The 25,802-nt window shown below is 45.5% G+C and carries 19 protein-coding genes; 7 read left to right on the top strand and 12 right to left on the bottom strand.

What is annotated here, in order from left to right; all coding sequences use genetic code 11:
* The first annotated feature begins 60 nt into the window (after window positions 1-60).
* On the top strand, window positions 61-1,809 hold the full coding sequence (locus tag NDI35_RS11245; protein WP_445312809.1) for an ABC transporter ATP-binding protein: 1,749 nt from the start codon (window positions 61-63) through the stop codon (window positions 1,807-1,809).
* Between the two features lie 213 nt (window positions 1,810-2,022).
* Here NDI35_RS11245 and NDI35_RS11240 read toward each other — a convergent pair whose 3' ends face one another.
* Window positions 2,023-3,138 carry a fatty acid desaturase gene (locus NDI35_RS11240; RefSeq protein ID WP_445312808.1) on the bottom strand — a complete coding sequence of 372 codons (1,116 nt, stop codon included), beginning with the start codon at window positions 3,136-3,138 and terminating at the stop codon, window positions 2,023-2,025.
* A 218-nt stretch (window positions 3,139-3,356) separates the two neighbouring features.
* Between NDI35_RS11240 and NDI35_RS11235 the strand changes: the two genes are divergently transcribed.
* Window positions 3,357-3,530: a hypothetical protein gene (locus NDI35_RS11235; protein ID WP_445312807.1), complete on the top strand. Its 174-nt coding sequence runs from the start codon at window positions 3,357-3,359 to the stop codon at window positions 3,528-3,530.
* Window positions 3,531-3,697: 167 nt separating this feature from the next.
* Complete coding sequence (locus NDI35_RS11230) at window positions 3,698-4,165, top strand: hypothetical protein (protein WP_445312806.1); 468 nt, start codon at window positions 3,698-3,700, stop codon at window positions 4,163-4,165.
* Window positions 4,166-4,239: 74 nt separating this feature from the next.
* On the opposite strand, the gene thiO is transcribed toward NDI35_RS11230, so the two are convergent.
* Window positions 4,240-5,337 (bottom strand): glycine oxidase ThiO, encoded by a 1,098-nt coding sequence (gene thiO / locus NDI35_RS11225; RefSeq protein WP_445312805.1) that lies wholly within the window; start codon window positions 5,335-5,337, stop codon window positions 4,240-4,242.
* A 151-nt stretch (window positions 5,338-5,488) separates the two neighbouring features.
* The gene (locus NDI35_RS11220; protein ID WP_333144333.1) at window positions 5,489-5,827 is read right to left on the bottom strand and encodes a 2Fe-2S iron-sulfur cluster-binding protein; all 339 of its coding nucleotides are present in this window, start codon (window positions 5,825-5,827) and stop codon (window positions 5,489-5,491) included.
* Window positions 5,828-5,902: 75 nt separating this feature from the next.
* Between NDI35_RS11220 and cimA the strand changes: the two genes are divergently transcribed.
* Window positions 5,903-7,561 carry a citramalate synthase gene (gene cimA / locus NDI35_RS11215; RefSeq protein WP_445312804.1) on the top strand — a complete coding sequence of 553 codons (1,659 nt, stop codon included), beginning with the start codon at window positions 5,903-5,905 and terminating at the stop codon, window positions 7,559-7,561.
* A 320-nt stretch (window positions 7,562-7,881) separates the two neighbouring features.
* Here the strand turns inward: cimA and NDI35_RS11210 are convergent, their stop codons facing one another.
* Together NDI35_RS11210 and NDI35_RS11205 are read right to left on the bottom strand one after the other, a co-directional pair.
* A complete protein-coding gene (locus tag NDI35_RS11210; protein ID WP_445312803.1) occupies window positions 7,882-8,850 on the bottom strand; it encodes an SPFH domain-containing protein in 969 nt (322 codons plus the stop codon).
* Between the two features lie 144 nt (window positions 8,851-8,994).
* Window positions 8,995-9,426, bottom strand: a complete 432-nt coding sequence (locus NDI35_RS11205; protein ID WP_445312802.1) for an NfeD family protein — start codon at window positions 9,424-9,426, stop codon at window positions 8,995-8,997.
* A gap of 334 nt (window positions 9,427-9,760) precedes the next feature.
* On the opposite strand from NDI35_RS11205, the gene NDI35_RS11200 reads away from it, so the two are divergent.
* From NDI35_RS11200 to NDI35_RS11190, 3 genes are all read left to right on the top strand, one after another.
* Complete coding sequence (locus tag NDI35_RS11200; protein ID WP_445312801.1) at window positions 9,761-11,956, top strand: protein phosphatase 2C domain-containing protein; 2,196 nt, start codon at window positions 9,761-9,763, stop codon at window positions 11,954-11,956.
* Between the two features lie 713 nt (window positions 11,957-12,669).
* Entirely contained in the window at window positions 12,670-14,577 is a 1,908-nt protein-coding gene (dxs, locus tag NDI35_RS11195) for a 1-deoxy-D-xylulose-5-phosphate synthase (RefSeq protein ID WP_445312800.1), read from the top strand.
* A 230-nt stretch (window positions 14,578-14,807) separates the two neighbouring features.
* A complete protein-coding gene (locus tag NDI35_RS11190) occupies window positions 14,808-16,028 on the top strand; it encodes an NAD(P)/FAD-dependent oxidoreductase (RefSeq protein WP_445312799.1) in 1,221 nt (406 codons plus the stop codon).
* Window positions 16,029-16,216: 188 nt separating this feature from the next.
* On the opposite strand, the gene NDI35_RS11185 is transcribed toward NDI35_RS11190, so the two are convergent.
* From NDI35_RS11185 to NDI35_RS11155, 7 genes are all read right to left on the bottom strand, one after another.
* Entirely contained in the window at window positions 16,217-18,637 is a 2,421-nt protein-coding gene (locus NDI35_RS11185) for a sulfotransferase (RefSeq protein WP_445312798.1), read from the bottom strand.
* 154 nt (window positions 18,638-18,791) lie between these two features.
* Window positions 18,792-20,861: a Wzt carbohydrate-binding domain-containing protein gene (locus NDI35_RS11180; protein ID WP_445312797.1), complete on the bottom strand. Its 2,070-nt coding sequence runs from the start codon at window positions 20,859-20,861 to the stop codon at window positions 18,792-18,794.
* Window positions 20,862-21,653: an ABC transporter permease gene (locus NDI35_RS11175; RefSeq protein WP_445312796.1), complete on the bottom strand. Its 792-nt coding sequence runs from the start codon at window positions 21,651-21,653 to the stop codon at window positions 20,862-20,864. It lies immediately after the preceding gene.
* Window positions 21,650-21,793, bottom strand: a complete 144-nt coding sequence (locus NDI35_RS11170; protein ID WP_445312795.1) for a hypothetical protein — start codon at window positions 21,791-21,793, stop codon at window positions 21,650-21,652. The genes NDI35_RS11175 and NDI35_RS11170 overlap by 4 nt, the downstream gene beginning before the upstream one ends.
* 132 nt (window positions 21,794-21,925) lie before the next feature.
* Window positions 21,926-23,260, bottom strand: a complete 1,335-nt coding sequence (locus NDI35_RS11165; RefSeq protein WP_445312794.1) for a glycosyltransferase family 2 protein — start codon at window positions 23,258-23,260, stop codon at window positions 21,926-21,928.
* Between the two features lie 275 nt (window positions 23,261-23,535).
* Entirely contained in the window at window positions 23,536-24,732 is a 1,197-nt protein-coding gene (locus tag NDI35_RS11160) for a glycosyltransferase family 2 protein (protein ID WP_445312793.1), read from the bottom strand.
* 259 nt (window positions 24,733-24,991) lie between these two features.
* Window positions 24,992-25,132 (bottom strand): hypothetical protein, encoded by a 141-nt coding sequence (locus NDI35_RS11155; protein ID WP_445312792.1) that lies wholly within the window; start codon window positions 25,130-25,132, stop codon window positions 24,992-24,994.
* Window positions 25,133-25,802 lie beyond the last annotated feature (670 nt).

Below are 25,802 nucleotides of genomic sequence, written 5' to 3'. Positions count from 1 at the left end.
CAAAATCCGTTGCCGAACCTTCTTCCTTTCCTCAATCAATCTCAAATTACGCACTAACAAATGGCTCGTTATTCTCGACTGCAAAAACTCGGCTCTTATATGCGCCCGCACTGGAAACCAACCTTCTGGGGCGTTTTTTCGCTATTAGTTGTCAATGCTGTGGGCGTTTACATTCCCCTGCTGATTCGGAATTCAGTTGACACTCTCCAAGTGGCGACTAAATTTGACGAAGTTTTCAACTTCGTGGCACTAATTCTGATTCTCGCCTCAATTATGTGGGTGATTCGGATGGCGTCGCGGATTTTGCTCTTTGGCGTCGGGCGTCAAGTCGAATTTGACCTCAAACAGCAAATATTTAATCATTTATTAACATTAGAACCGTCTTATTTTGCAGCCAATACGGTAGGAGATTTAATTAACCGCGCTACTTCCGATTTGGACAATATTCGGCGCTTGGTGGGGTTTGCGGTACTCAGTTTGGCGAATACAGCTTTTGCTTATGCTTTGACTTTGCCGGTGATGCTGGGGATTAATGTACGGCTGACGCTGTTCGCGATCGCAGTTTATCCTTTAATGCTGGTTTTGGTACAGTTATTTAGCGACAAACTTCGCATCCAACAGTTAGCCGTGCAAGAGGAATTGTCGGCGATGAGCGATTTAATTCAGGAAGATATGAGCGGGATGTCCGTAATTAAAATCTACGCTCAAGAAGAAAACGAACGCCGAGCTTTTCGCAATTCCAATGCACAGTTGCTATCAGCAAATTTGGAATTAGCAAAAACTAGAAACTTTATTTTTCCGCTGCTGGGCGGTTTGGCAAGTATCAGTTTGTTGGTGCTGCTTTCTGCTGGTGGCGGGGCAATTGCTAATGGTCAAATTAGCATTGGCGATTTTGTGGCGTTGCTGATTTATGTCGAGCGTTTGGTGTTTCCGACGGCGCTGTTGGGTTTCACCATTACTGCTTACCAGCGGGGAGAAGTGAGTGTCGATCGCATCGAATCAATTCTGACTGTGGAACCGCAAATTAAGGATGCTGCCGATGCAGTTGAACTGCCAACTCCAGTCAAAGGCGAAATTGCGACTCGCCACCTAAATTATACTTATCCGGGCGCTAAGACACCCGCGCTTAAAGATGTTAATTTTACCATAAAACCGGGAGAAACTGTCGCAATTGTTGGGGCGATCGGATCGGGAAAATCAACTTTAGCTAATGCGCTGCCACGCTTGCTCGATATCGATCCGGGTCAGTTATTTGTAGACGGACAGGATATTACCCAGGTAAAATTGACCGAATTGCGCGGGGCGATCGCCTACGTTCCGCAAGAAAGTTTTCTATTCGGCACTACCATCAAGAATAACATCCGCTACGGAAACCCTTTAGCGGAACAGCCGGAGGTTGAAGCGGCGGCAAAACAAGCGCAAATTCACGCCGAAATCCTCAACTTTCCCCAGCAGTACAAAACAGTTGTCGGCGAGCGCGGCATTACTTTATCCGGCGGACAGCGGCAGCGGACTGCACTTGCTCGCGCTTTGTTAGTTGACGCCCCGGTGTTAATTTTGGATGACGCTCTTTCCAGCGTTGACAATCAAACTGCTACCGACATTTTGCGAAACTTGGCAACGGGAACCGATCGCAAAACGGTAATTTTTATCTCGCATCAAATGTCAGCGGCGGCCAGTGCCGATCGCATTTTTGTGATGGATAGGGGAGAAATTGTTCAGAGCGGCACTCACCTTGAATTGGTAGGGGAAACAGGGCTTTATCAGTATTTGTGGAACCAGCAAAAATTAGAGGAATTGCTGCACTGACCAGTGACCGATACTTTGAGTTATACCAAATCCGGTAGCATCGGAATTAATATTACCCACAGCTTTCAACACCGCGAGTGTTCCGTGTCCCTACAATTAATCCGGGTAGGGAGACGGCACTGCCGTGTCCTCTATATAATTCCGGTGCCACCGGAAACGATATCAAAGGATTTTGGGGAGCAAGAAGCAACCCAATTTATTGCCCCCTCGATTTTAATTAGCTACCTTACTGAAGGGGATTTCTTGTTGTTGTTGAAAGAATTTAATCGATTGCAGACTATCTGAACCAGCATCCCAAAGAATGAATTGGAAGCAGTCAGGAATATCGCGAATAGTCAGTGATTTTGAATTAGCCAGCAAGTGAATATTAGCATGGTGACAAGCCTGAAGATTATAGTTAGGTATTCGCTCAGAGAGATGATGAATATTGTGGTAAGCAATATCAGCCGAAAACCAATTGAGAAGATTTGGTAATTTTAGGTAACTACTGCCTTCAATTGCGCCAAGAAGATAGTCCCAACCCTCGGCTTTATGAGCGTAGGAACCCTCAAAATTATGCTGAACAAAGAAAATACAGATAAATATCGCTGCTGAACAGGTCATGACAATTGAGTAAACACTCCAGAAAAAGCCAAACCCCAGTAAGTTGCTCAGATAAATCCAGCTACCAACAACACAAATATTGTTGAACAGTAAATCCAAAAATTCAGCCGTCGTATACCAATGTTTGGATTTATAAGAAGTAATGATTTCAGATAAACCCATGCCAAAATCTTGATTAAGACAAGCAAAAATATGTCTGATAAAACCCGTAATTCCCAATATCAGCGCGAGTCTTGGCTTAATAATTAGATAGAAAAAACCACCGGGAAACAGCATCAATGGGTGTCTGAGTAACTGATACATCTTTTGACTAAATGGACTTAGCGCCGCAAATTTTTCGGTAGATATCAACGCCGAAGGGCCTCGGTACATATCCCAATTACCATTATGTTTGTGGTGATAAGCGTGTCCCCTCGACCAGGGGTACTGAGGAATCGCATTGATGATACCTAGCAGAAAACCCATAATGCGATTGACTTTTTTGGAACTAAAAAGAGAATAGTGTCCGCAATCGTGCATCAAAGAGAAACAACGTCCTGAAAAAAGTGTCATCAACACCATTATCGGCGGCAGCAGGAAGACAGAAATAGCAGCAGCTTTAAATGCTAAAAACCATAAGAATGTATAAGGAATCACTGTATTGAGTATTTGGCAACTAGCTTTCAAGTTGTTGCTCTTCATATAAGGAGCTAGCACAAAATCCGACTTTTTGATCGCGTTTTTCATTCAGTATATCTATGGTGTGTGGATAAGTGCTTAGCTTACCATCACAGTTGCGGGACAGCGGCGGATTTACCCCGGACTTTCCCCGTTTCTTCCAAAGGTTTTTTTGTGGGAACCGATTTTTGCACATTTATGAGGTTATCACAACTCTGGTTTGTTTACAGAAAAAACTGTGAAGCCTGTTAGCAGCCGAACAAATTGCTGCACCGGAAGGCATTAATATGATTGGTTGGTTGCACGATCGACATTCGGTGATATATGCCGCTATTTTTGCTTGCATTGTCTGTGCGACACTTTACTGTACCGGGTTCTACCCCAACTCGATCGCACGCTCAAAAGTTGGGATACTGGCGAAAACTTTTTATGGGCGGGCTATAGGGGCGATCGACAAATAGCCCGCCCCGGAAACCAAAGCTGACACAACATCCAGAACCGCAGAGGATTTTGGATCAACTCCTTGAGACGAGAATTTGAAGGACGATCGCAATTGCCTGCGTTTTTTGTGCTCGAAGATAGCTCGGATTTGCTACAATCTAATCGCACACGCGACTAGAAATGGGTTATGACCGAACTATTAGATGAGACGCTTTCTATTGAAATGGCCGCTCGCATCAAAAGCAACCGTAAAAACTGCTTTGACAACGCTTGTAAAGCAGCGTTAGCCACCGAGGGCGCGATTTATGTTCAAGGCTTTTTAGCCGTGCCGGGAGTGCCATATAAACCCATCGAGTATAGCTGGATTGAACTCGACGAGCGAATTGTTGACCCAACCTTTCCCCATCTCGGTTTCATCGCTCAAGACATTCATTACTTCCCAGTCCAGCGCTTCAGCGTCAAGAAACTCAAAGCAATCCTAGAAGAATCAAAAGAAGATTATCCTGAAGATGACCCGCTGCCGATTTATGGCAATCAACCTTATGAATATTACGGCGATTTGATGTTAGGCGGTACCGATTACCAAAATGCTTACGATTTGGCCGCCGCTAAATGCAGGGAATTAAACCAACCCAAAAAACAGGATGCGAACTAATTCAAGACTTACCAAAAAATTGTTGGATGCGCCTATTATAGCAGTAAGGTACCCTGCACCCTACGTATAGAGGTTCAAGTAAGTGCTGAAGCTCGAAATCTCGAATAATTAAAAGCAGCCAATAACGGATCTAACTTTTGCTCCCACATCAAATCAGCCAACAATTTAGCCGTCACCGGAGCCAACAAAATGCCATTGCGGTAATGCCCCGTAGCCCATGTCAAATTCTCCCAAGCACTAGCACCCAAAATCGGCAACTCATCAGGAGTAGCTGGCCGAAATCCCCACCAAAACTCCAGAATCGGATAATTTTGTAATTCGGGATATAACTTAATCGCTCCTGCTAGCAAACTTTGGATTCCCGCCGGCGTATTTCCCGGCGTAAAATCAACATTTTCGCTAGTTGCGCCAATAATAATTCTGCCATCTTGACGTGGCACAATATAAATGCCAGTCCCGAATAGAACAGTTTGCAGGGGCTGGATAACTCCACAATCTTCTGGTACACAAACTGACAGCATTTGTCCCTTTCTTGGAAAAACAGAAATATCTAATAATTTCTCAGACCAAGGACCCGCCGCCAAAACATAACGGTCAGCTTGTAATTTTCCTGCCGTTGTTTCCACTCCAAAAACTCGGTTTTTCTGCCGAATAATTTCCCCGGCATGGCCTTGAATAATCTCAATCTGCAATTCTTTAGTTGCGGCCTGAAGCGTCCGAAATAAAGCGCGGTTGTCTACTTGAGCGTCGTCAGGATACCACCAACCGCCAATTACTTCTTGACCTAATCCAAACTGGTGCTGGCGAACAGTATCTCTGTCCAACCATTGAGAGTTAAGGTTTGACAAAAGCGGCTTTTCTTGAGGCTCATTTTGACACACTGGCGCGAGAATTCCCGATCGCCAATATCCCGTTTTCAATCCGGTAATATCTTCTAGCCGTTCCACCCAGGCGGAATACAGTGCGCGACTTTGCAAGCACAAATCCAACATCGGACTGGGGGGAATTCGTTCGGCTTGCGGGGCCAGCATTCCAGCGGCAGCCCGGGCCGTCGGTTGTTTAGAATCGGCGGTGAGAACCGCGACAGATGCCCCTCGCAATTTCAGTTCTACTGCTAGCGAAAGGCCAATTATTCCCCCGCCAATAATCAGAATATCTTTAGATGAATTCATTAACTTTTATATGGACTTTCTGGCTTCTTTGACCTCTCGGCTTTCTTTAGGGTAAGGTGCGCTAAGCACACCTTACAGTTAGAATTCTTGCACAAGTCTTACAGATTATCTGGCAAGGCGATCGTCCTATCTGCCTTCCTTAACAAAAAATCTATGCTTGGGGTTTCCAGACAGTTTCAGAACCTTGACCCCAGAAACCGTCATATTTTGTCACTTTAATATCGCCTAAAACCTTGGTTTGGCAGGACAAACGGCGGTTGGAGGCGGGAGAATGGGGAGGAACCGAAAGTCGGGCTTTTTCGCGCCACTGGGACTCGGAAACTTCGCCCTCGACGGTGACGGCGCAGGTGCCGCAAGTGCCGAGGCCGTGGCAGTTGATGACTTTGGCGTTGCCGTTGTAGAGATCGATGCCGTTTTTGAGCAATACTTCACGGAGATTCGCTCCGCGATCGCACTCAAATGTTTTTCCTTGCGCTTGTACCTTCACCACAGCAATTTACCCCAGTTAGATTTATGTTAATTTTCCTATATATTATCGCATTAAATTCAAATATATTCATCTAATATGGTAAGTGATATATTACCAATTTCTCGATCGCAATTTCCCATGACAAATCGGCTCTGGATCTACGATACCACGCTGCGAGACGGTGCTCAGTGCGAGGGACTCTCCTTATCTCTCGAAGACAAACTGCGAATTGCTCGACAGTTAGACAGTTTAGGAATTCCCTTTATTGAAGGCGGCTGGCCGGGGGCGAATCCTAAAGACGTACAATTTTTTTGGCGTCTCAAAGAACAGCCCCTAACTCAAGCAGAAGTTGTAGCTTTTTGTTCCACTAGGCGGCCGGGAACTACAGCAGCTAATGATGAAATGTTGCAGGCTATTTTGTCCGCCGGTACTCGCTGGGTGACACTGTTTGGCAAGTCGTGGGATTTGCACGTTATTGAAAGTTTGAAGACCACGCTAGAAGAAAATCTGGCGATGATTCGAGATACAATTGAATATTTGCGGAGTCAGGGAAGGCGCGTTATTTACGATGCCGAACACTGGTTTGACGGCTACAAACACAATCCAGATTATGCTATTAAAACTTTAGAAGTGGCAGCGGATGCCGGTGCAGAATGGCTAGTGCTTTGCGATACGAACGGGGGTACTTTACCTCACGAAGTCAGTCAGGTTGTTCGCGATGTTTTAGAAGCTTTAGGAACTAATCGCGAAAAATCTTTACAATTAGGAATTCACACTCACAACGATTCGGGAGTTGCGGTTGCTAATGCTTTGGCTGCCGTGCGGGAAGGAGTGAGGATGGTACAGGGAACTATAAACGGTTACGGCGAACGCTGCGGCAATGCGGATTTATGTTCTTTGATTCCAAATTTTCAGCTAAAGTTGGGTCAGAATTGTATTGAAGACGAGCAATTAGTTAGATTAACTCAAGTAAGTCGCTCGATTAGTGAAATTGTCAATCTAGCTCCCGATGATCATGCTCCTTTTGTCGGCCTTTCAGCTTTTGCTCACAAAGGCGGAATTCACGTCTCGGCTGTTGAGAAAAATCCGTTAACTTACGAACATTTGGAACCGGAAAAAATTGGCAACAGGCGGCGAATTGTGATTTCGGATCAAGCGGGTTTGAGCAATGTTTTGGCGAAGGCCCGCACTTTTGGCATGGATCTCGATCGCAAAAATCCTGCTTGCCGCCAAATTCTGGAAAAATTGAAAGATTTGGAAAGTCAGGGATATCAATTTGAGGGTGCTGAGGCGTCTTTTGAATTGTTAATGCGGGAGGCCTTGGGAAAGCGCAAGCGTTTATTTGAAATCAAAGGTTTTCAAGTTCACTGCGATAAAGGTAGGGAGGAAACAGTTAATTCTTTAGCAACGGTGAAGGTGACTGTTAACGGTCAAGATATTCTGGAATGCGCGGAAGGAAACGGGCCTGTTTCGGCACTTGATGCGGCTTTGCGGAAGGCTTTGCGGAATTTTTATCCGGCAATTACTGATTTTAACTTAACCGATTATAAGGTGCGAATTCTGGACGGATGTGCGGGAACTTCTGCTAAAACTCGCGTGTTGGTTGAGTTTAGCAACGGTCAAGACCGCTGGACGACTGTGGGGGTTTCTGGTAATATTTTGGATGCTTCTTATCAAGCGGTTGTTGAGGGGTTGGAGTATGGTTTGGTGTTGGGAGATAGGGAGGCGATCGTTTTAACTGTATCGAGTTATTAGGTTAACGGCGAAGAGAAGTTGCCTGAATATCGATGTTTAAATAGATACCAAATACCAAGGGGAGCATCTCAATGAAAGCAGCCAAGCCCAAAATTGGAGTTTTGAGGCAGGAGGCTCTCTTGCTGCGAGGTAGAAGGAAGGAGCCAGAAGAAGTGTTTTTACAAATATGAGATGCTCCCCTACTTTTGGGAGCATCTCAATGAAAGCAGCCAAGCCCAAAATTGGAGTTTTGAGGCAGGAGGCTCTCTTGCTGCGAGGCACGAGGAAAGAGTCTGAAGGAAGGAGCCAGAAGAAGTGTTTTTACAAATATGAGATGCTCCCTACTTTTTCACCTCATTATTATTACCTTCCCCAACGATCGATCGCATTCCTTCGAGCGTAGCGGGAATGCTGCGCGGGTCCATAAACATCACCTTGCTGCTGTCGCTGGTGCCAATTTTTAGACCCATATCCAGATAGTTTTGAGCTAACAAAAAGTGTAAAGCTTCCCGGGCAGTGGGGTCATTTTGCAGAGTTTTGGCGATTATTTGCAAGGCTTCAGAAGTAGCTTGAGCTTTCAAAACATGACTTTGGCGTTCTGCTTGAGCTTTCAGGACGATCGCCTTTTGTTGAGCTTCCGCTTCCAAAATAGTCGCTTTTTGGCGCGCTTCTGCATCCAGAACTTGCGCTTCAGCTTTACCTTTGGCGCTGTTAACTGCTGACTCGCGTTCGCCCTCGGATGTCAGAATTACCGCCCGCTTGCGTCGATCGGCTGCCATCTGCAATTCCATCGATTCCTGTACAGTTTTAGAAGGGACAATATCGCGCAATTCTACCCGCGTCACTTTCACTCCCCAAGGATCTGTAACAAGATCTAAATCTCTGAGCAATATTTCATTAATTTGAGAACGAGCAGTAAAGGTTTGTTCGAGATCCAGTTGACCCATTTCGGCGCGAATTTGAGTCAGCACCATATTTACCATTGCTGACTGGAGATTTTCTACTTTGTAACAGGCTTTTTCCAAGTCTACAATACGCCAGTAAACCACAGCATCCACGGTGATGGAAACGTTATCGCGGGTAATACAAGCTTGCGGGGGAACATCTAAGACTTTTTCCCGAATGGTTTGCTCGTACACGACGCGATCGAGAAACGGCTTGACAAAATTCAAACCGGGTTCCAGTCTCCTGCCGCTGTATTTACCTAAAGTTTCCACCAGCGCTTCATTTCCCTGATTGATAATCTTGACGGAACCTGCGAGGGCTGAGCCGCCGAGTGCTAAAAATACAAGTAAAAAAAATTGTTCCACAACAGACTCCTAATAATTGTTGATTGTTAACTGTTGGTTATTGGTTATTGCCAATGCCCAATGCCCAATGCCCAATGCCCAATGCCCAATGCCCAATGCCCAATGCCCAACTACCAATTTCCAATTCCCAATTCCACATTTTGTTTAAGAATGCAAGAGATTTTCTGGCAAAACTATCAGAGTAGTGCCTTTCCGTCCGACGACAATTACGTTTTGGTTGGGGGGGATAGTGGCCTTGGTGTCTTCGCAGCGAGCTTGCCAAGAATTCCCCTCATAAATGACTCGGCCGGCTTCTCCGGGGGGAATTTCTGTTAAAGTTTTTGCTTCCTGAGAATCTGCGATCGCCCTTGCCGTGCCTTTTGGTATCAACCGCCGAGACAGCAGCACAAAAACTGTCGAAAATACCATCCACAGGAATATTTGTAAATTAACGTAAGGTAGAACTAGAGAGCACCCAGCTACGGCGAAGGCGCTCAGTCCCATCATAAAAGCGACAAAAGCAGTCGGGAGAAATAGCTCTGTCAAACAGAGCAAAGACCCAGCTAGCAGCCAAAGGAGCGTCGGAGTCAAGATCATAAAAAGAATAGGTGATACTATTTAGATCTTAGATTGGAAATTTAAGATTTAAGAAATGCCAACAACTTACTCTGCAAGGGTTTGCCACTTGCAAGCCCTCAGAGCGATTTTTCGCGTAGCAGTACCAGGTTGAGGCTTCCATCCTACTCCAAGTCTGAGTTTAGTAACTTAAATTACAATTTAAGCCGGTGCAGGCTGGCAGAAACTACAATTTCTAGGGGCCCAAAGGCAGTTAAGAAATTGATAGGGGCTAAAATCAGTTTATTCTCAAGCTCATGAATTTGGGCTGGCGAATCATATATCTTCAGAATGTTTTTACACAAACTATTTCGATATGATCAGCAGTTTCTCCGAACCCATTTATTGCCCGAATCTTAGCTGTCCAGATCCCCGCAATACCTTTGGCCGCCAGCACTGTGCAGCGTGCGAAACGGATTTAATTTATCGCTATGTGTGGGTGGTGGGACAAGCAGCCGAGGAAGTGCCGACGGGTAAGGTAATAGCCGATCGATACTTTGTCATTGCACCCCAAATCTGGCTCGACAGCCGTCCAGTTGTGCCTCCCAGCGTCCCGGAACAACTGCCGGATAGCATTATGCCTTACCTGCATTTGTATCCCCAACGGCTGCATACGCCGGAAGTATACGGTTTTTGTTCCCTGGGCGAAGCACCGGAAGCGACAGAGGTGCTGTTGTTAGAAAATGTGCCCATCAATAATTTCGGTCGCCTGTATCCTTCTATTTTAGAAGCTTGGTCTGGGACAACTGCCGCGCGCCAAGTTTACTGGCTGTGGCAAATGCTCCAACTGTGGGCGCCGCTATCGGAACAAGGAGTAGCTTCGAGTTTGCTGGTACCGGAAAATTTGCGGGTGGAAGGTTGGCGGGTACGCCTGCTGGAACTGCACCGGGGCAATTTTGTACCGACGCTGCGGGATTTGGGAGATGTGTGGTCAGGTTTGGTGGAATCAGCGCAACCCGAGGTGCAGTCGAAACTCGGAGAGATTTGTCAGTTTATGCGCCGCAGCAGCATGAATTTCGAGGCGATCGCCCTGGAACTAAACGATTTACTATTAGAACAAGCAGCTCAATTGCCTCTGCACTTAGAAGTAGTCGGCATGACCGATACCGGGCCGCAGCGCTCCAAAAATGAAGACAGTTGCTATCCGGTTGCTACTGATTTTCAATTTAGCAAAACTTCAGGGGGCGAGAAACTAATTCCTTACTTGACAATGGTTTGCGACGGGGTTGGAGGCCACGAAGGAGGAGAAGTTGCCAGTCAATTAGCCGTGCAGTCCCTGAAAGCTTTAATCCAAAATTTGCTCGCAGAAATTGCTGAACAAGAAGAGTTGATGACGCCAACAATGGTCATCAAGCAACTCGAAGAAATAGTGAGAGTTGTGAATAATGTGATTTCCGCTCAAAATAACGAGCAGGGAAAAGAGTTGCGGCAGCGGATGGGGACGACTTTGGTGATGGCCCTCCAGTTGCCTCAAAAAGTGAAAATTTCCGAGGATTTGCCATCGAATAACAGCCACGAACTTTATTTAGTCAATGTTGGAGACAGCCGCGCTTATTGGATTGGCAAAAATTACTGTCACCGACTGACTGTGGACGACGACGTAGCGTCAAGGGAAGTCCAGCTAGGACATTGTTTGTACTGGGAGACTCAACTGCGAGCCGATGCAGGAGCCCTGACTCAAGCTTTGGGAACGCGGGACGGCGATTTCCTGCGCCCGACGATTCAGCGATTTATTATCGAAGAGGAAGGCTTACTGCTGCTGTGTTCCGACGGTTTGAGCGACAACGACTGGGTAGAGAAATCTTGGGAGAATTACGGCCCAGAGGTGCTCGAAGGCAAAATGTCTTTGGAAGCCGCAGTTCAGTCTTGGATTCGTCTCGCCAACGAGAAAAACGGTTATGACAACACCTCCGTGGTGGCGACTCACTGTCGGATGTCGCCGGAGAGATTGGTACTGTTTGATCCGGCGGTGGCGTCAGCGCCGGCGTCAGCGCCAGTGTCAGCCTCGGTGTCGCTGCCGCCTTCCCTCGCGGCATCCCTCCAGAAGTCCGGGAGGATTCCAGAATCTCAGCTTTCAGAATCGTCCAAACAGTTGTTGTACCCCGAAACTTCCCCCGCCCCGGAACCAGTTCAAAAACGGCGATCCAAGCTGCCGCTGCCCTTACTGGGGGTGTTGGGGCTGATATTAGCCGGCGGCGGTTTAGGTTTGTGGGTGCAAAGCCTCCAAAGCCGCCAGCCAGAGCCCGCACCACTTCCGCCACCGCCGGAAACTCCCGCCCCAAGTCCTTCGGAGAGTCCCTCGCCCGGGGCCGAGAGTCCGTCGCCGTCGCCCGAATCGACTCCTGCGGAAATTCCGCCGCCCGATAGCGAGAGTCCCTCGCCGTCGCCCGAATCGACTCCTGCGGAAATTCCGCCGCCCGGGGCCGAGAGTCCGTCGCCGTCGCCCGAATCGACTCCTGCGGAAATTGCGCCGCCCGAAGAAGCGGAAACTCCTTTGCCATCAGCGGAGTAAGCGAGAGTCTCTCGCCGTCGCCCCAATCGACTTTTGAGCTTACAAAATAATGCTTCGAGCGTCGCAGCTCTCTACTATCCCAATTCGGGAAAACTTTTCCAGTGTAAATGGAATGATTTCTGGTAGAGGTCGTTGATTTACAGCATATTCCATGTAGATGTAGATCGCGAGAAACCGGGTTTTTTGAACAGAATCAGTAAGGATGCGAGAACTGTAAAGAAACCTGGTTTCTGGGGTGTACTTCATAAACCTGGAATACGCTGTATATAAATCACACTTCACAGAGGAGCATCTCACTTTTGCAGCAAAGCTAGAAATTAAAGTTTTGAGGCAGAAGGAAGGAGCCAGAAGAAGTGTTTTTACAAATATGAGATGCTCCATCACAGTTAATGATTTTGTATCATAGTCCGCTTGCAGAAACAAGATGGCTAAAAAGTCAGCCATCACTACAAAAAGTAGTTAAAAATGCTTAATAATCTCCATGCAGCTAACAATTAGCGATTAGCAACTAACAAGATAAGCTTTTTTTGATATTGACGGCGCACAATTTATTAACTATAATTACCAGGTCAAAAATAACAAAAATCTTACGCCTAACAGTTTTTCTCAAATAACCGTTAAACTATTCTAACGTTTGCGCGTACCCAACCTCGCAGGCCCAACCTATATCTGTTAAGGATTCGTCCTGATTCACAGGAGCAAGATTTTAAAATATGCATCTCAGCGAACTGACTCACCCAAACCAATTACACGGCCTCTCGATTCATCAACTCGAACAAATTGCCCGACAAATTCGAGAAAAGCATTTAGAAACTGTAGCCGCTAGCGGCGGCCACCTCGGCCCAGGATTGGGTGTAGTCGAACTGACCTTAGCACTCTACCAAACACTCGACCTCGATCGCGACAAAGTTACCTGGGATGTCGGCCACCAAGCTTATCCTCACAAATTAATCACCGGCCGCTACAACCAATTCCACACCCTACGCCAAAAAGACGGCGTTGCAGGCTATCTCAAGCGCTGCGAGAGCAAATTCGACCACTTCGGCGCAGGCCACGCTTCCACAAGCATTTCCGCAGCGTTAGGAATGGCAATGGCCCGCGACCTCAAGGGGGAAAACTTTAAAACTGTAGCAGTCATCGGCGACGGCGCATTGACTGGCGGCATGGCACTCGAAGCGATCAACCACGCGGGCCATATGCCGAAAACCAATTTGTTAGTTGTGCTCAACGACAACGAGATGTCAATCTCGCCCAACGTCGGCGCAATTACGCGGTATTTGAACAAGATGCGATTGTCGCCACCGGTGCAGTTTCTCAAAGATAACTTAGAGGAACAATTCAAACACATTCCCTTCGTCGGCGAAACTTTTACTCCAGAAATGGAACGCCTCAAAGAAGGGATGAAACGCTTGGCAGTCTCGAAAGTAGGAGCAGTAATTGAAGAATTAGGCTTTACTTACATGGGCCCGGTAGATGGACACAATTTGGAAGAGTTAATTGCCACTTTCAAACAAGCTCATACCATTCAAGGGCCGGTGTTGGTTCACGTGGTGACGGTGAAAGGCAAAGGATATGCGATCGCCGAAAAAGACCAAGTAGGATATCACGCCCAAAATCCCTTTAACTTAGCCACCGGCAAAGGCATTCCCTCCACCAAACCCAAGCCTCCCGCTTACTCGAAAGTCTTTGCCCACGCCCTAGTCAAGCTAGCAGAAGATAATCCCAAAATTGTCGGCATTACCGCTGCCATGGCAACCGGAACAGGTCTGGATAAACTTCATGAAAAACTGCCTAAACAGTACATTGATGTCGGGATTGCCGAACAGCACGCCGTGACTTTATCCGCTGGTTTAGCCTGCGAAGGAATGCGCCCGGTTGTGGCAATTTACTCGACATTTGTGCAGCGGGGATACGACCAAATAATTCACGATGTTTGCATCCAAAATTTGCCAGTTTTCTTCTGTTTGGATCGCGCCGGCATTGTCGGTGCTGACGGCCCAACTCACCAAGGAATGTACGACATTGCCTTCTTGCGGTGCCTGCCAAATATGGTAGTTATGGCACCAAAAGATGAGGCAGAATTGCAGCGGATGGTAGTCACGGGAATCAATCACACGAGCGGCCCGATCACGATGCGTTACCCGCGCGGCAACGGTTACGGCGTGCCTTTGATGGAGGAAGGTTGGGAAGAATTGCCGATCGGCAAAGCCGAAATTCTCCGCAACGGCGACGATTTGCTGATCTTGGGTTACGGTTCAATGGTTTATCCGGCAATGCAAACCGCCCAGATTCTGAGCGAGCACGGTATTGAAGCAACTGTGATCAATGCGCGTTTTGTGAAGCCTTTGGACACCGAATTAATCTTGCCTTTAGCACAGCGAATCGGCAAAGTTGTCACAATGGAAGAAGGATGTTTGATGGGAGGCTTTGGTTCAGCAGTAGCTGAATCTTTGCTCGACAATAATATCCTGGTGCCAGTGATGCGGCTGGGCGTACCGGATACATTAGTAGATCATGCAACGCCAGAGCAATCATTTGCAAGTTTAGGATTAACTCCGTCGCAAATGTGCGATCGCATCTTAGCAACATTCAGCCGCAAACAGTCTCCTGTTAGCGTGTAAATAGGTAAAATAGTAGGGTGCGCCTAGCGCACCTTACCATTCGAGACTAATCCTAAGAAATACCCGATCTATGACAGTGTAATAAAACGACCCCGCAAGTCCGATGGTGTCACATTCAGAACTCTACCTAAAATTTGACCGTTTGAAGCAATTTGAATAGTAGTAGCGTCATAACTACCATTGCGATATGTCTGCGGGTATTTTGACATTGGAAGCGAGTTAAAAGCAAGATGAATTTAAAAAGTTTTGACATAGTAATAGTAGGAGCCGGCCCCGCAGGCGGACACTGCGCGAGAATCCTAGCCAAATCCGGCCACAAAGTCTTGCTGGCAGAGCAAAACGACACTTTTAATAAAAATGACTTTTCTAGCGCTGCTACCCCTCTAGAAACCCTCTCTAAATTCGATTTACCAGAATCCGTTATCGGCAGTTTTTGGCACAAACTTACTATTGAAACTAGCAAAGTCAGTCAAACTTGGGAGTCTCCAGAAAGCTTGGGAGTTGTTCTCAACTTTGCTAAATTTAGAGCTTTTTTGGCCAGCGAAGTTGAGCGATTTGGCGGTGAAGTTCGGCTTGGTTATCGCTACACCGGATATTCACAAAGCAAGGGCGAAACCACAGTCGAATTTAAACAGTTATCTGACGGTCAAATTATCAAAGCTAGCACTAAAGTATTGGTTGATGCTACTGGCTTTGCTAGGGCGATTATGTACGAAAAAGAGAATGATAAGCCCGATTTTTTGTCGGGAACCGGAATCGAATATTTAATTGAAGTAGAGCCAGAAATTTACAATAAATACAGCGGCGATTTAATCTTATTTGTGGGCGATAAATGGATGCCTAAAGGTTATTCTTGGATATTTCCAATGGAACCAAACAGGCTGAAAGTTGGTGCTGCACGAATTTTTTTAGAGCAGAAAACGCTGAGGCATTTGTCACCGCTGAAAAAATATATTGATTTACTGATTGATGAATATCTGAAGTCTAAAAATTATAAAATTCTTGACAAACACGGTTCCATGCTGAAGTACAGTCGTGGTTTGAAGGATATTTATTGCAAGGATAATATAATTGCGATCGGCGATAGTGTTTCGACAGTAAATTTTTTGGGTGGCGAAGGGATTAGACACGGGATGGATGGTGCCCAAATCGCCGGGAAATATATTCAAAGCTATTTGGAGGGGAAAATTTCCGATTTTCGGGATTATGAGACGGAAATGCACCGCAAGTTTGAGCAGAAATGGAATATTTCGGAAAGGTTAGCTGTGAGAAAATATATCGATGATGTTAATGATGAACTGACCGATAAAATAATTTCTTATTTAAAGTATATGAAAACTGAAGATGTTATGGAGATTTTATTTTATTATAAATTTGATAAAATTTCCCGCGGGCTAGGCGGTTATTTGCAGAGAAAAATCAAGGAATTGATTAATAAATTTCACTTGTAAGGTGCGTCCGTTGAGAGATTGTTAATTGATGAGGGAAAAATCTCGCTGATTGACGCACCTTACTAAGGAATGAGAATTAAATAACTTCCACAAGTTTGTGGGATGGGCGTCCCGCCCGTCCAAAAAAGACGGGCGGGACGCCCATCCCACAATAACAATTAAAATTGTAAGTTATTTAATTCGCGATCCTAAAGTAATTTTAAGGCATTTTCTGCGGTGACTTGAAGGCGCGGCAGCGACAATAAAGAATCGTCAAAACTGCTAAAATTTAATTTATATGATACACCAAAAGTATATCCACTCGCTCCAATTAAGTGCGCTACAATGGGATCGACATCCCCGTAAGGATAGGCAAAACATTTAACAGATTTCTCTAATCCTTGTTCCAAGATAGCACGGGATTTTGCTGCCTCCCGCACAATTTCTGTCGGCGACAATGCAGTCAAAGGTTGATGAGTAGCAGACATAGAACCGAATTCAATCCCTGCATCCCGCAGTTGCAAAATTTCCGGCCATCCCATTAACTGCACTTCTTCAAATTCGGCTTTTTCCCAACTATTTGTCTTTCCTATTGACTCTGCTACGAGAAAAACAGTTGCTGTAAAATCAAAACGTTTTAGCATAGGCCAAGCATATTGGAAAAAGTCGAGATAGCCGCCGTCAAATGTCATCAATACAGCTTTACCGGGTAAAGGAGTTTTAGCCAGTTTTGCGCTTCGCCAATTTTCCAAACTTACACTGTAATAACCCTGATTTTTGAGCTTGTGTAACTGTTGTTCAAAAATCTGGGGATTAACTGCGTCTAAACCGTCAGGAGAAATGCGGCGGTACGAGAGAATCGGGAGTTTTTGTGTAACGCTATGATTGTCCAAAACTTGAGGTTTCACCGAGTGAGAAACTTCCCGATAAGAAGATTTTGAGCCAATGATTTCCGGTGCGTAAAATACTTGCTTTGGAAACTCGTTTTCTTGGGGAATTTGCATTGTCGGTTCCCCCGCGATTGCCGCCGCTGACGCGATTTCCTGCAGCGCCGCCGCCGGGAGTGAGGCGCGACGGCTGACACTCGTCCCGATCGCACCCGATCGCCTGCCGAATATCACCGCATTTGGTGGGTAAATGCCCCCAGCATCCGGTGCATTCCACCAGTCGGGCAAATTAGACCTTTGTTGAGCACAAGAGGCTAAGCGCGATCGTAGCCCTTGCTTGCCGTTGAGTGGTTGTCCCAGCAAAGCTTCTCGCACGGCGGCGACGCACAACTCAAAACCCATATTTCGAGTAATTGTCGATCGCAATTTTTGAGCCGAAACAAAATTATTTTCCACCGCAACAGTGACAATACCGACAGCCACGCCACCTACTTTCACCAGCACGTCTATTTCAGGAAGCTCAACTTTTATATTAGCAAATTCCTCGCTAATTTCTAAGACCATCAAATCTTTTTCGAGGGTAATTGTTGAGACTTCCTCAGCTATTTCAGGATTGTAGAAATCCTCCAAATGCCAATGCGGACGCCCCCATAATTCTTGCAGAAATAGCGTCCAGTCATGTTTAGGGTGCAATGGTTCCAGCAAAGTTTCCCACAATTTATTGCCTTTTTCGCAGCGATTGCGTTGAAAGAAGCGATCGAGAATTGGCCAAGCAAACTGGGCTGCGATCGCATCCGCCAAAACCGCAGCCGCAACCATGCCATCGCAAATCGGCAATTCAATAATACCGAGTTTAATTCCTTCTAGTTTGATCGTACAGGACAGGCGATCGTATATTTGCGGCAGATCGCAGATATCGGAAATTGGTTCGCTCACTTCCAACGTAACTTTCCCAGAAATTTCACCCTTGACGCCCTTAATCTTATCTAAAATATAGCGGATTTCATGGCTCTTAAAAATCTTATGATATTTGTGAACATTATTACTTTTAACCTCTCTATCAATCCCTTGATGCCAAGGCAGATTTAAACTTAAATTTACGGCTTTTTCTTTATAAAATTCCAGCATTATTTTATCATATTCAACGCCCATAAAATTACAAACTTCTTCTAACTTTTTAACTTTATTATCTACAATATCCTCATATCTCACTAATATATGATTATAATTTTTAGCATATTTGTGACTAATTAACATCGCCTCTTTCCAGCGAGTGATACAGTGGTTTAAATCCCAACCCGGCCCCCATAAATCATGAGAATTTCTAGTAGCCTCATGCAGAGAAGCTATGGTATCCATACTGTTTCGCAAAATATGTATAAATTTAGCATCCGGCAACAACCGCTGTATATCCTCAATAAAATATATGTGTTCCGGCGTTTTTTCCAACCAAATACTTTTGTTTTGTTCCGCCGCCAAACCATCCAAAATTTCGACAAACCACCTAACTTTAGTGCCTAGAGTTTGACTATTATCAAAACCTTGCAAAAGTTCAGGGCGATTAATCTCATCCTTAAAAAAAGCTTCCATCCTACTAGGAAACTTTCGCACAAATTTTTTGTACAGCAAATAGTGAAAAAACTTAGATTCAGGAAAAGAAATAACTTCAGGATGAGCGGCTAATAAACTTTGAAGCATGGTTGTGCCGCTCCTCGGAGAGCCTACTAAAAATATCCGTTTCATTTTTATACCTCATAAATGGTTTGTGAATGAGATTTTTTTGAGGGAAACACAGAGAGCGCTAAGCCCACAGAGGAAGAGAAGAAAGAGATTTAATTGATGTATGATTATAAATCCTTTGTCAACCTCTATTTTTTAGCGAACCTCAAATATTTGCTTAAGTCCACGTAAATTTTTCTTTTAACAAATCAGAAAGTTCCTGATTGTAAGGTGTGAAATAATTAGTCAATTCTTGTTCGATTTCAGGCGGCATTTTGCTGTATTGATCTACATAATTGATTTCATATTCTTTAATTGCACTCTCACTAAGAGCTAAGAAATTCAATACTTCCGAGAAGACTTGGCTGGGATTATCGGAAAAATCTTCGCTTTTGAGAATTAGCAACTGTTCCCTCGGAAAATAATCAAGCCAATTTTTGATTTGTTCTACATAAATTCCCCGCGACAGATAGGAATAATGCTGGTGATTAAAACTGTAATAATTTTCATCGGCTTTCATTTTTTCAATCTCACCTTTGAGCCTATCTGGTTCAGAAGCGATCGCCTTTTCAAAATCCAACTTTTCGCAACCACTCGCCACTTCTAAATGATAGTGCATCCATGCTCGTTTTACCGGGTTTCGCAGCATCACAATCAGCTTAACATCCGGGAAACACTTGTAAACCCGCTCGGCCACCAAAGGATGATAAATATAATAAGTAGTCATCTCCCACAGCAACACCTTTTCACCAGTTACACTGCGAGCCAACTGTTTGTTGTACCAATCAACACCACGCTCATAATTCAAATCAAAAAAGTGAATTTCGCGGGAAGCTTCTTTTATTTGCAAGTGATTTGCGAGATACCCGTAAAGAGATTCCGTGCCACAGTTTTGAGCGCCAATAATTAAAAAATCAGGTTTTTGCTTAAGTCCCAACTGATTTGAAACATTGACGTAGCCGGGATTATTTTTATTCAAATCGTAAGTTGTAGTGGCTGGTTCCGGTAAATCCAGAAGTGGCATTTTGCCCTCAAAGTCCCAGCGGTACGGCGGACAAAGAATCGTTTTTTGGTTTACAGTCGATCGCACGTACAGCGGATAAACCTGCCAATGATAATCGTAGGCGTAAGCCAAAGTTTCCTCGTAAACCCCAACATTCACGTAATACTGACCGTTTCCTAAATCCAGTCTGTCTATTTGCAGCCGGATTTTGCCTTTCCCTTTCACCAGCGGCAGCAGTCTGCCCATTTGATTAGTATTAGTCTCAAAACAACTTTGACCATCATCCCTGCTGATTGTCACGGCAAAAATAGCCGCAGAAATTTCCTGGAACACCGAATAATTAATTTCAATGCTAATAGCATCACCGCTATCTATTTCCGAATGCGGAAACACTTTGACATCGGTAATTTCTACTTCCAAAGAACCGAACCGATTCTGATTACCTAGCAGTGGTGACTGGCTACTTGTAGCTTCCGCAGCAGGGAGGGTACTGCGATTTTCTGTGGACGATCGCATTTCTGACAAATACTGACCGACTACCACTTCCGGTTCCCCATAAGCCACAATTTCACCTGATTTTAGCCACAAAGCCCGATCGCACATTTTCTGAATTTGCGACGCGGTGTGAGAAATCAAAACAATCGCACATCCTTGATTCTTAAACTCAGTTATCTTATTCAAACATTTAGTTTGAAAAGCCACATCACCAACCGACAAATGTTCATCAACTAAAAGCACTTCGGGATCGGTATGCACCGCCACCGAAAAAGCCAGCCGCATTTTCATCCCCGTACTGTAAGTCCGCGTCGGGCTGTCAATAAACTGTTTTAACTCTGCAAATTCCACAATATCGTCAAACCTGCGCGCCACTTCCCGGCGAGTCAAACCGGCCACCACCGCACCCACAAACACGTTTTCTCTGCCCGTTAGATCCGTGTGAAAACTCGCACCCAAATCCAACAAGCCGCCAATTCTGCCGTTAACTTTAATAGATCCTTCCTCAGCCCGGCAAATACCGCCGACAAGTTGCAGCAGCGTTGATTTTCCCGCGCCATTCTTGCCAAGAATTCCCAGCATTTCGCCCGGAGAAACAGTAAAATTTATATTCCGCAGCGCCCAAAAACTCGCCTCCGGCTTCAGCTTCCACCAACCGGACAAAGCGGCTTCCATAATCGTATGAGGTTTCGCGGTAGAGTAGCGGTTAAAACGCTTACCCAAACCTTTGACAATAATTGCTTCACGCATTTACACTTCCTCCACAAAATGAGCGCTTTGCCGTCTAAAAATTCCCAGTCCGATGGGTAAAAGAGCCGCCACAGCCAAGCTCAAAATTAACAGAGCAGACCAATCCGGCTGCATACCTTTAAGAAGTATGGCGCGGTAAGCTTCAATCAGGGGCACCATTGGATTTAAGTAATAAAAAATCTTAAATTTTTCCGGGACGCTGCTGATGTCGTAGAAAATCGGAGTCAGGTAAAACAGCATCTGCAAAACTACTCCCAAAGTGTGCTGAGTGTCGCGGAAAGTGACATTCAAAGCGGCAAGGGGATAAGCAAAACTAACTGTCAGGAAAAACTGAATAATCATCAGCAGCGGCAACAACAAGAGCACTGCATTCAGAGGAGCGCCATCAATTGCCAGAAAGATAAGTAACACCGGCAATGCTAAGAAAAAGTGAATGAGCCCCGTCGTCGTCGTGACTACCGGCAAAATTGCCGGGGGGAAATTTGGCTGCCTGATTAGTGGCTTATGATTGGTAATTAATGCCGTTGATTTAAATAATACCGTTTGAGACCAATTCCAGATTAACAAGCCGCTGAAAGCAAAGGAAGAAAATTTTGGAATATTAAGGGGTACGACAGAGCGAAACAAAAAGGAAAATACAGCCAACTGTAACAGCGGACTGATTAAAGTCCAAGCAATCCCCAAGGTCGATCGCTTGTAAAGTAATTTCATATCGCGATCTACCAACACCCGCAGCAAATCGAACCAATGAGCAATTTTGCGCCGATAAACCAGCGTTCCCGCATTTCTCACCGCACACCTCCGGCAACTATCTGAGCTTCTCGCTCGGATGCCTCCCAGGGCTGAATCTTAACCAAATTCTGGGTCTGCACCAGAGTCAGCTTGTCAGCAATTGGTTCTAAAAAATCAGCTTCAATCACTTTTATTGCCATAATTACCATTGTCAATTTCTCTTCCTTTTAACTCTAAATTACTATTTATTTAAAATAAATTCCAGGCTTAATTACACCTCTCTTTTGGTTTTTTCCTCTAATCTAATTATGTCAGTTAGTAGAAATGATTTTTCAGTTTTTTTTGTCCAATACTGTACATAACTCTAGATGTTGAAGTAGGGTGTTGTCAACTAAGCTAGGGTCAGAAAGACCGGCACTTTTGGGCATACCGTTAACCCCGATCGCCTGAGCCAGGGGTTCGGCAAAGTCAAGCGCCAGAATCGATCGCAAGTGAGCGCCCCGCAGTGGTTCTGCGCCCGCTTGCGGAAAAATGTGGCCTACTTTCCGTTCACCGTAATACAGGTAAACCCCAGCCGGCCGTTCCGCGTCTAGCAGGCGTTCTGCCTCGAACAAACCTTGCTGCAAATCGATGTCAATTTCATATCCGCCCAAATCGCCGCTCGCCGCGCCTCCTTGTAAAAAACTAGAAATTGCCGATCGACTTTTCAACTCATCGATGACACCCCTCAAATACCAATAACCGCGCAATTTTTCCCACAACCACCGCCAAGTTCCCCGCATCCGCAAGCTTTCGAGTAAATCAAGAGATTTCCTCAGTCCCACGGCCAGGCAATCCACAGCAGCCGGCCAGAAAAACGTGATCGCCACGAGAATTTTATCTACCACCGAGTAAGCAGTTTCGTAGCCTGCTAGCTGCAGTGTCTGTCTAAGTTCCGGGTGTCGGTGGCCGATCAAAACATCAGATCGCCCTTCCTGACGGGATCGGCGGAAATAGCGATCGAGATTGTTGGTTTCGTGTTCGTAATGATAGCCCACTGCATCCCCCGCTACAGCAAAAGGTACATCAGCTTTCAGCAAACGCACCCCAAACTCGTAATCTTCCCCGCCGCAGTTCCCGAAAGCCGAATCGAAGCCATCAAGACGAGCAAACAGTTCTGCATCCACAGAAAGGTTGCCACTGAGCAAATCTTTATAAGTAAATCGGTGATCCGGCTGGCTCATCTGATAAAACTTGTCTTCCCACCACGATCGCGCTTGCACATCAAACAACCTAGTCGCTCCTTGCAACTTAGGCGGGTAAGGGCCCATGACAGCGCAGCCGGGACGCTCTCGGTGAGCGCGCGCGTGGCTTTCCACCAAAGGTGGCAGGGCTTCGATATCGTCGTCGAGAAACAGCAGCAATTGCCCGGTAGCCGAAGCAGCGCCCGTATTGCGGGCCATTGAAGCGCTCCGGCAATTTACCTCGATCGCGTGCAGTTTAAACGGAGCTTTGTATTCTTGTAGCATTGCCAAAGTATCGTCTATGCAGCTATCTGCCACCACAATAACTTCGATCACCTCGAGCGGATAAGTCTGCGAGTGCAAAGCATCAAGGGCGCGCCGCAGCGAAGAACTTCGATTGTGGCTGGGAATAATTACGCTAACAGTTAGATGTTCCCTGTTCATATTAGATTGATAATTGGTAATTGGTAATTGTTATTTGGGAATTAATATTTGGTATTTGGTATGTGGGGATTTATAAGTGGTGATGAAAATTTCCAACACTCTTACTTCTTCGCTGTCCCATCAATATCCATCTGTTAAATCCCTTCAATCCATTACACCATCCGTTGCCGAATTTCCCTGTTCCTCCTGACTAATTATTAATCCCAAAAGCTGAGACCTTAGTTTCATTTCCCAGATTCATCTGTGGAGTAAATCTAAAATCTAAAATCTAAAATCTAAAATTGATTGACTTCCCCTTTAACTTCCTGCAACCGCTTGCGAGAAGCAAAATAAGCCATCGGCCCGCTAATGCAGCCCCGCAGTTGAGCCAAAAGTAAATCACTAGGAATAGAGCCCGGTTGCTTTCGCAAAGAAGCAAATAATTCAGGAATTTGCTTGGAATACAGCCATCCCAAAGCTAATCGCACCACCCCTAATTCGCGATTTTTCACCAAAATCCGCGTCCAGAAAGCATAGACTCCGATTCCGTAGCCTTGGAGCGTTTTTTGCAATTCTTCCCAAGTGCCCCGATGGCGGTGCCAGCTCAAGGCTCTCGGATCGTAGACGATGCGGTAGCCCGCGCGCAAAATGCGGGCAAACAGTTCGCAGTCTTCGCCGCCGACAGTAGGCGTTCCCGCCCCCAAAGCCTCGTCAAACAAGCCGATAGAGTCGATCGAACTTTTCCGCAAAGCCATACTCGCCGAAACCCCCACAGGAGCGACAACCAGCGGGTTGCAGTGCGCCCCGTCAAAAATTTGGCGATCAAACCCCCGCCCGTGGGGGCTGTAGCGCTCGAACCATTCTTGCGCCTCGGTTTCCAGTTCCAAGGGCATCACCAGGCCCGTGACGCACATCACTCGCGGATCACTAAAATTCCACAAGAGCGATCGCAGCCAGTTCGGATCGGGAGCAGCATCGTCATCTGTAAAGGCTACGAATTCATGTTTAGCTTCGCATAAAGCTCGGTTACGGGCAGCGCTGGAACCTGGTAAGTCTTCGCGCACATAGCGGACTTTTGGGTAATTTTTGACCAGTTCCTTGGTAGCGTCCGTAGCCGGACAATTGTCAATTACTAAGTATTCCTGACCGTCGTCTGGGAGCTGCATAAACGCTTCAAGAGTGCGCCGCAAATCTTCAGGGCGATCGCGCGTGCAAACCGCTACTGTGGCGATCGGCAATGCCTCCACCGACCCCCGCTCATCCCATTCTAGAGTGTCGTAGAGCCAGTTTTTCCACAATTTGTCACCAGCAGCATTCATCAGTCCTTCCCGTAATTCGTCACCGCCAATGCGGCCTCCGACTACGGTCAAAAGAGCTTGACCGATCGGTTTGCTGTGCAGTCGAATTAAAATCAAGGCTTTGCTGTAACGCTCCTCAACCGTAATTTCTGGCGGGAGTTTGGAGATTTCCAGGTCAAGAATAGCTGTTGCCATTTTATATTTTAGATTGCGAATAAATCATATAAACTCCGTATATTACCGGATGTATTTTAGCGAAAATTGTTTTATGGGATAGCAACTTCTCAATCCCATACTTGCCTAGCCTCGATCGCGAATCCAACATAAAGCCTGATTTTTATTATTGCTTTTATTTATTTTTACTTTCTATTACCCGCTGATGTCAATTTTTTTTCCAACAGAATATTTGTCGTCGAACACCTTAGCTCGTTGAGGCTGGTGTCAATGGCAGGTGTTATGGACTCTCGGCACTCTCCCAAGCATCGCCCTTAATGCCACCTGTAAAAACCACATTTTTTGACAAAACCTGGTTTGTGCGATCGATCCTCATTTCAGCTTGAATTGCGATCGGGTACTCTTCTCTACAACATACCAAACAATTATACACTCTCCCACTTCAAACTTTCGCAAGTAGTAATTCTCTAACAATCCCAAGTTAGTTGTGAGAATATAATAGAGGCAACCCATGAAATACTATTTTTTGAGCCTCAAGTCAAATACTAGGTATAATAGCGCAAAAAAATATCTGGGATGGTCTGGTTTAGCTAAAAATTGATTTTATACAAGCCACTTTTTGAACTACCAATTTCTCACAATAGGTTTATTGATAGCACTTAGTTCGCCACTCTCAATGAGTTGATCTAGTCCAATCAATAACCACGTAAATTGATCCCATTTTTTTATTAAAAGGTTTTAAAACCCTATAATAACCTGAATATTCAGGATTTTCTAAAAGTTTAGTACAGTTAACTGCTCAACAAACTAAACTCTATAAACTGGTATCTCTAGGTTAAAATTGGCATAGCGACGAGAGCCAGTCACTGATCTATAATCTGCTGTGCAAAGCGCGGAATTCATTTGCTGAATGCAGTCAACAAACACGGATCTCGCAGAAATCAAACGATACATATTAGAGAGCTACGAAGTGTTATTGGACTCCAAACACAGCTATTACACACTTTTTAAATAGGCACGGATTAGCTAAAAAAACTCAAAAACCCAACCCAAAGAAGACCCAGCAATGATAAAAAAAACACGAGATAACA

Source organism: Microcoleus vaginatus FACHB-2002, assembly GCF_040004035.1.
GTDB lineage: Bacteria > Cyanobacteriota > Cyanobacteriia > Cyanobacteriales > Microcoleaceae > Microcoleus > Microcoleus vaginatus_C.
This window is presented reverse-complemented; position numbering and strand designations above follow the sequence as displayed.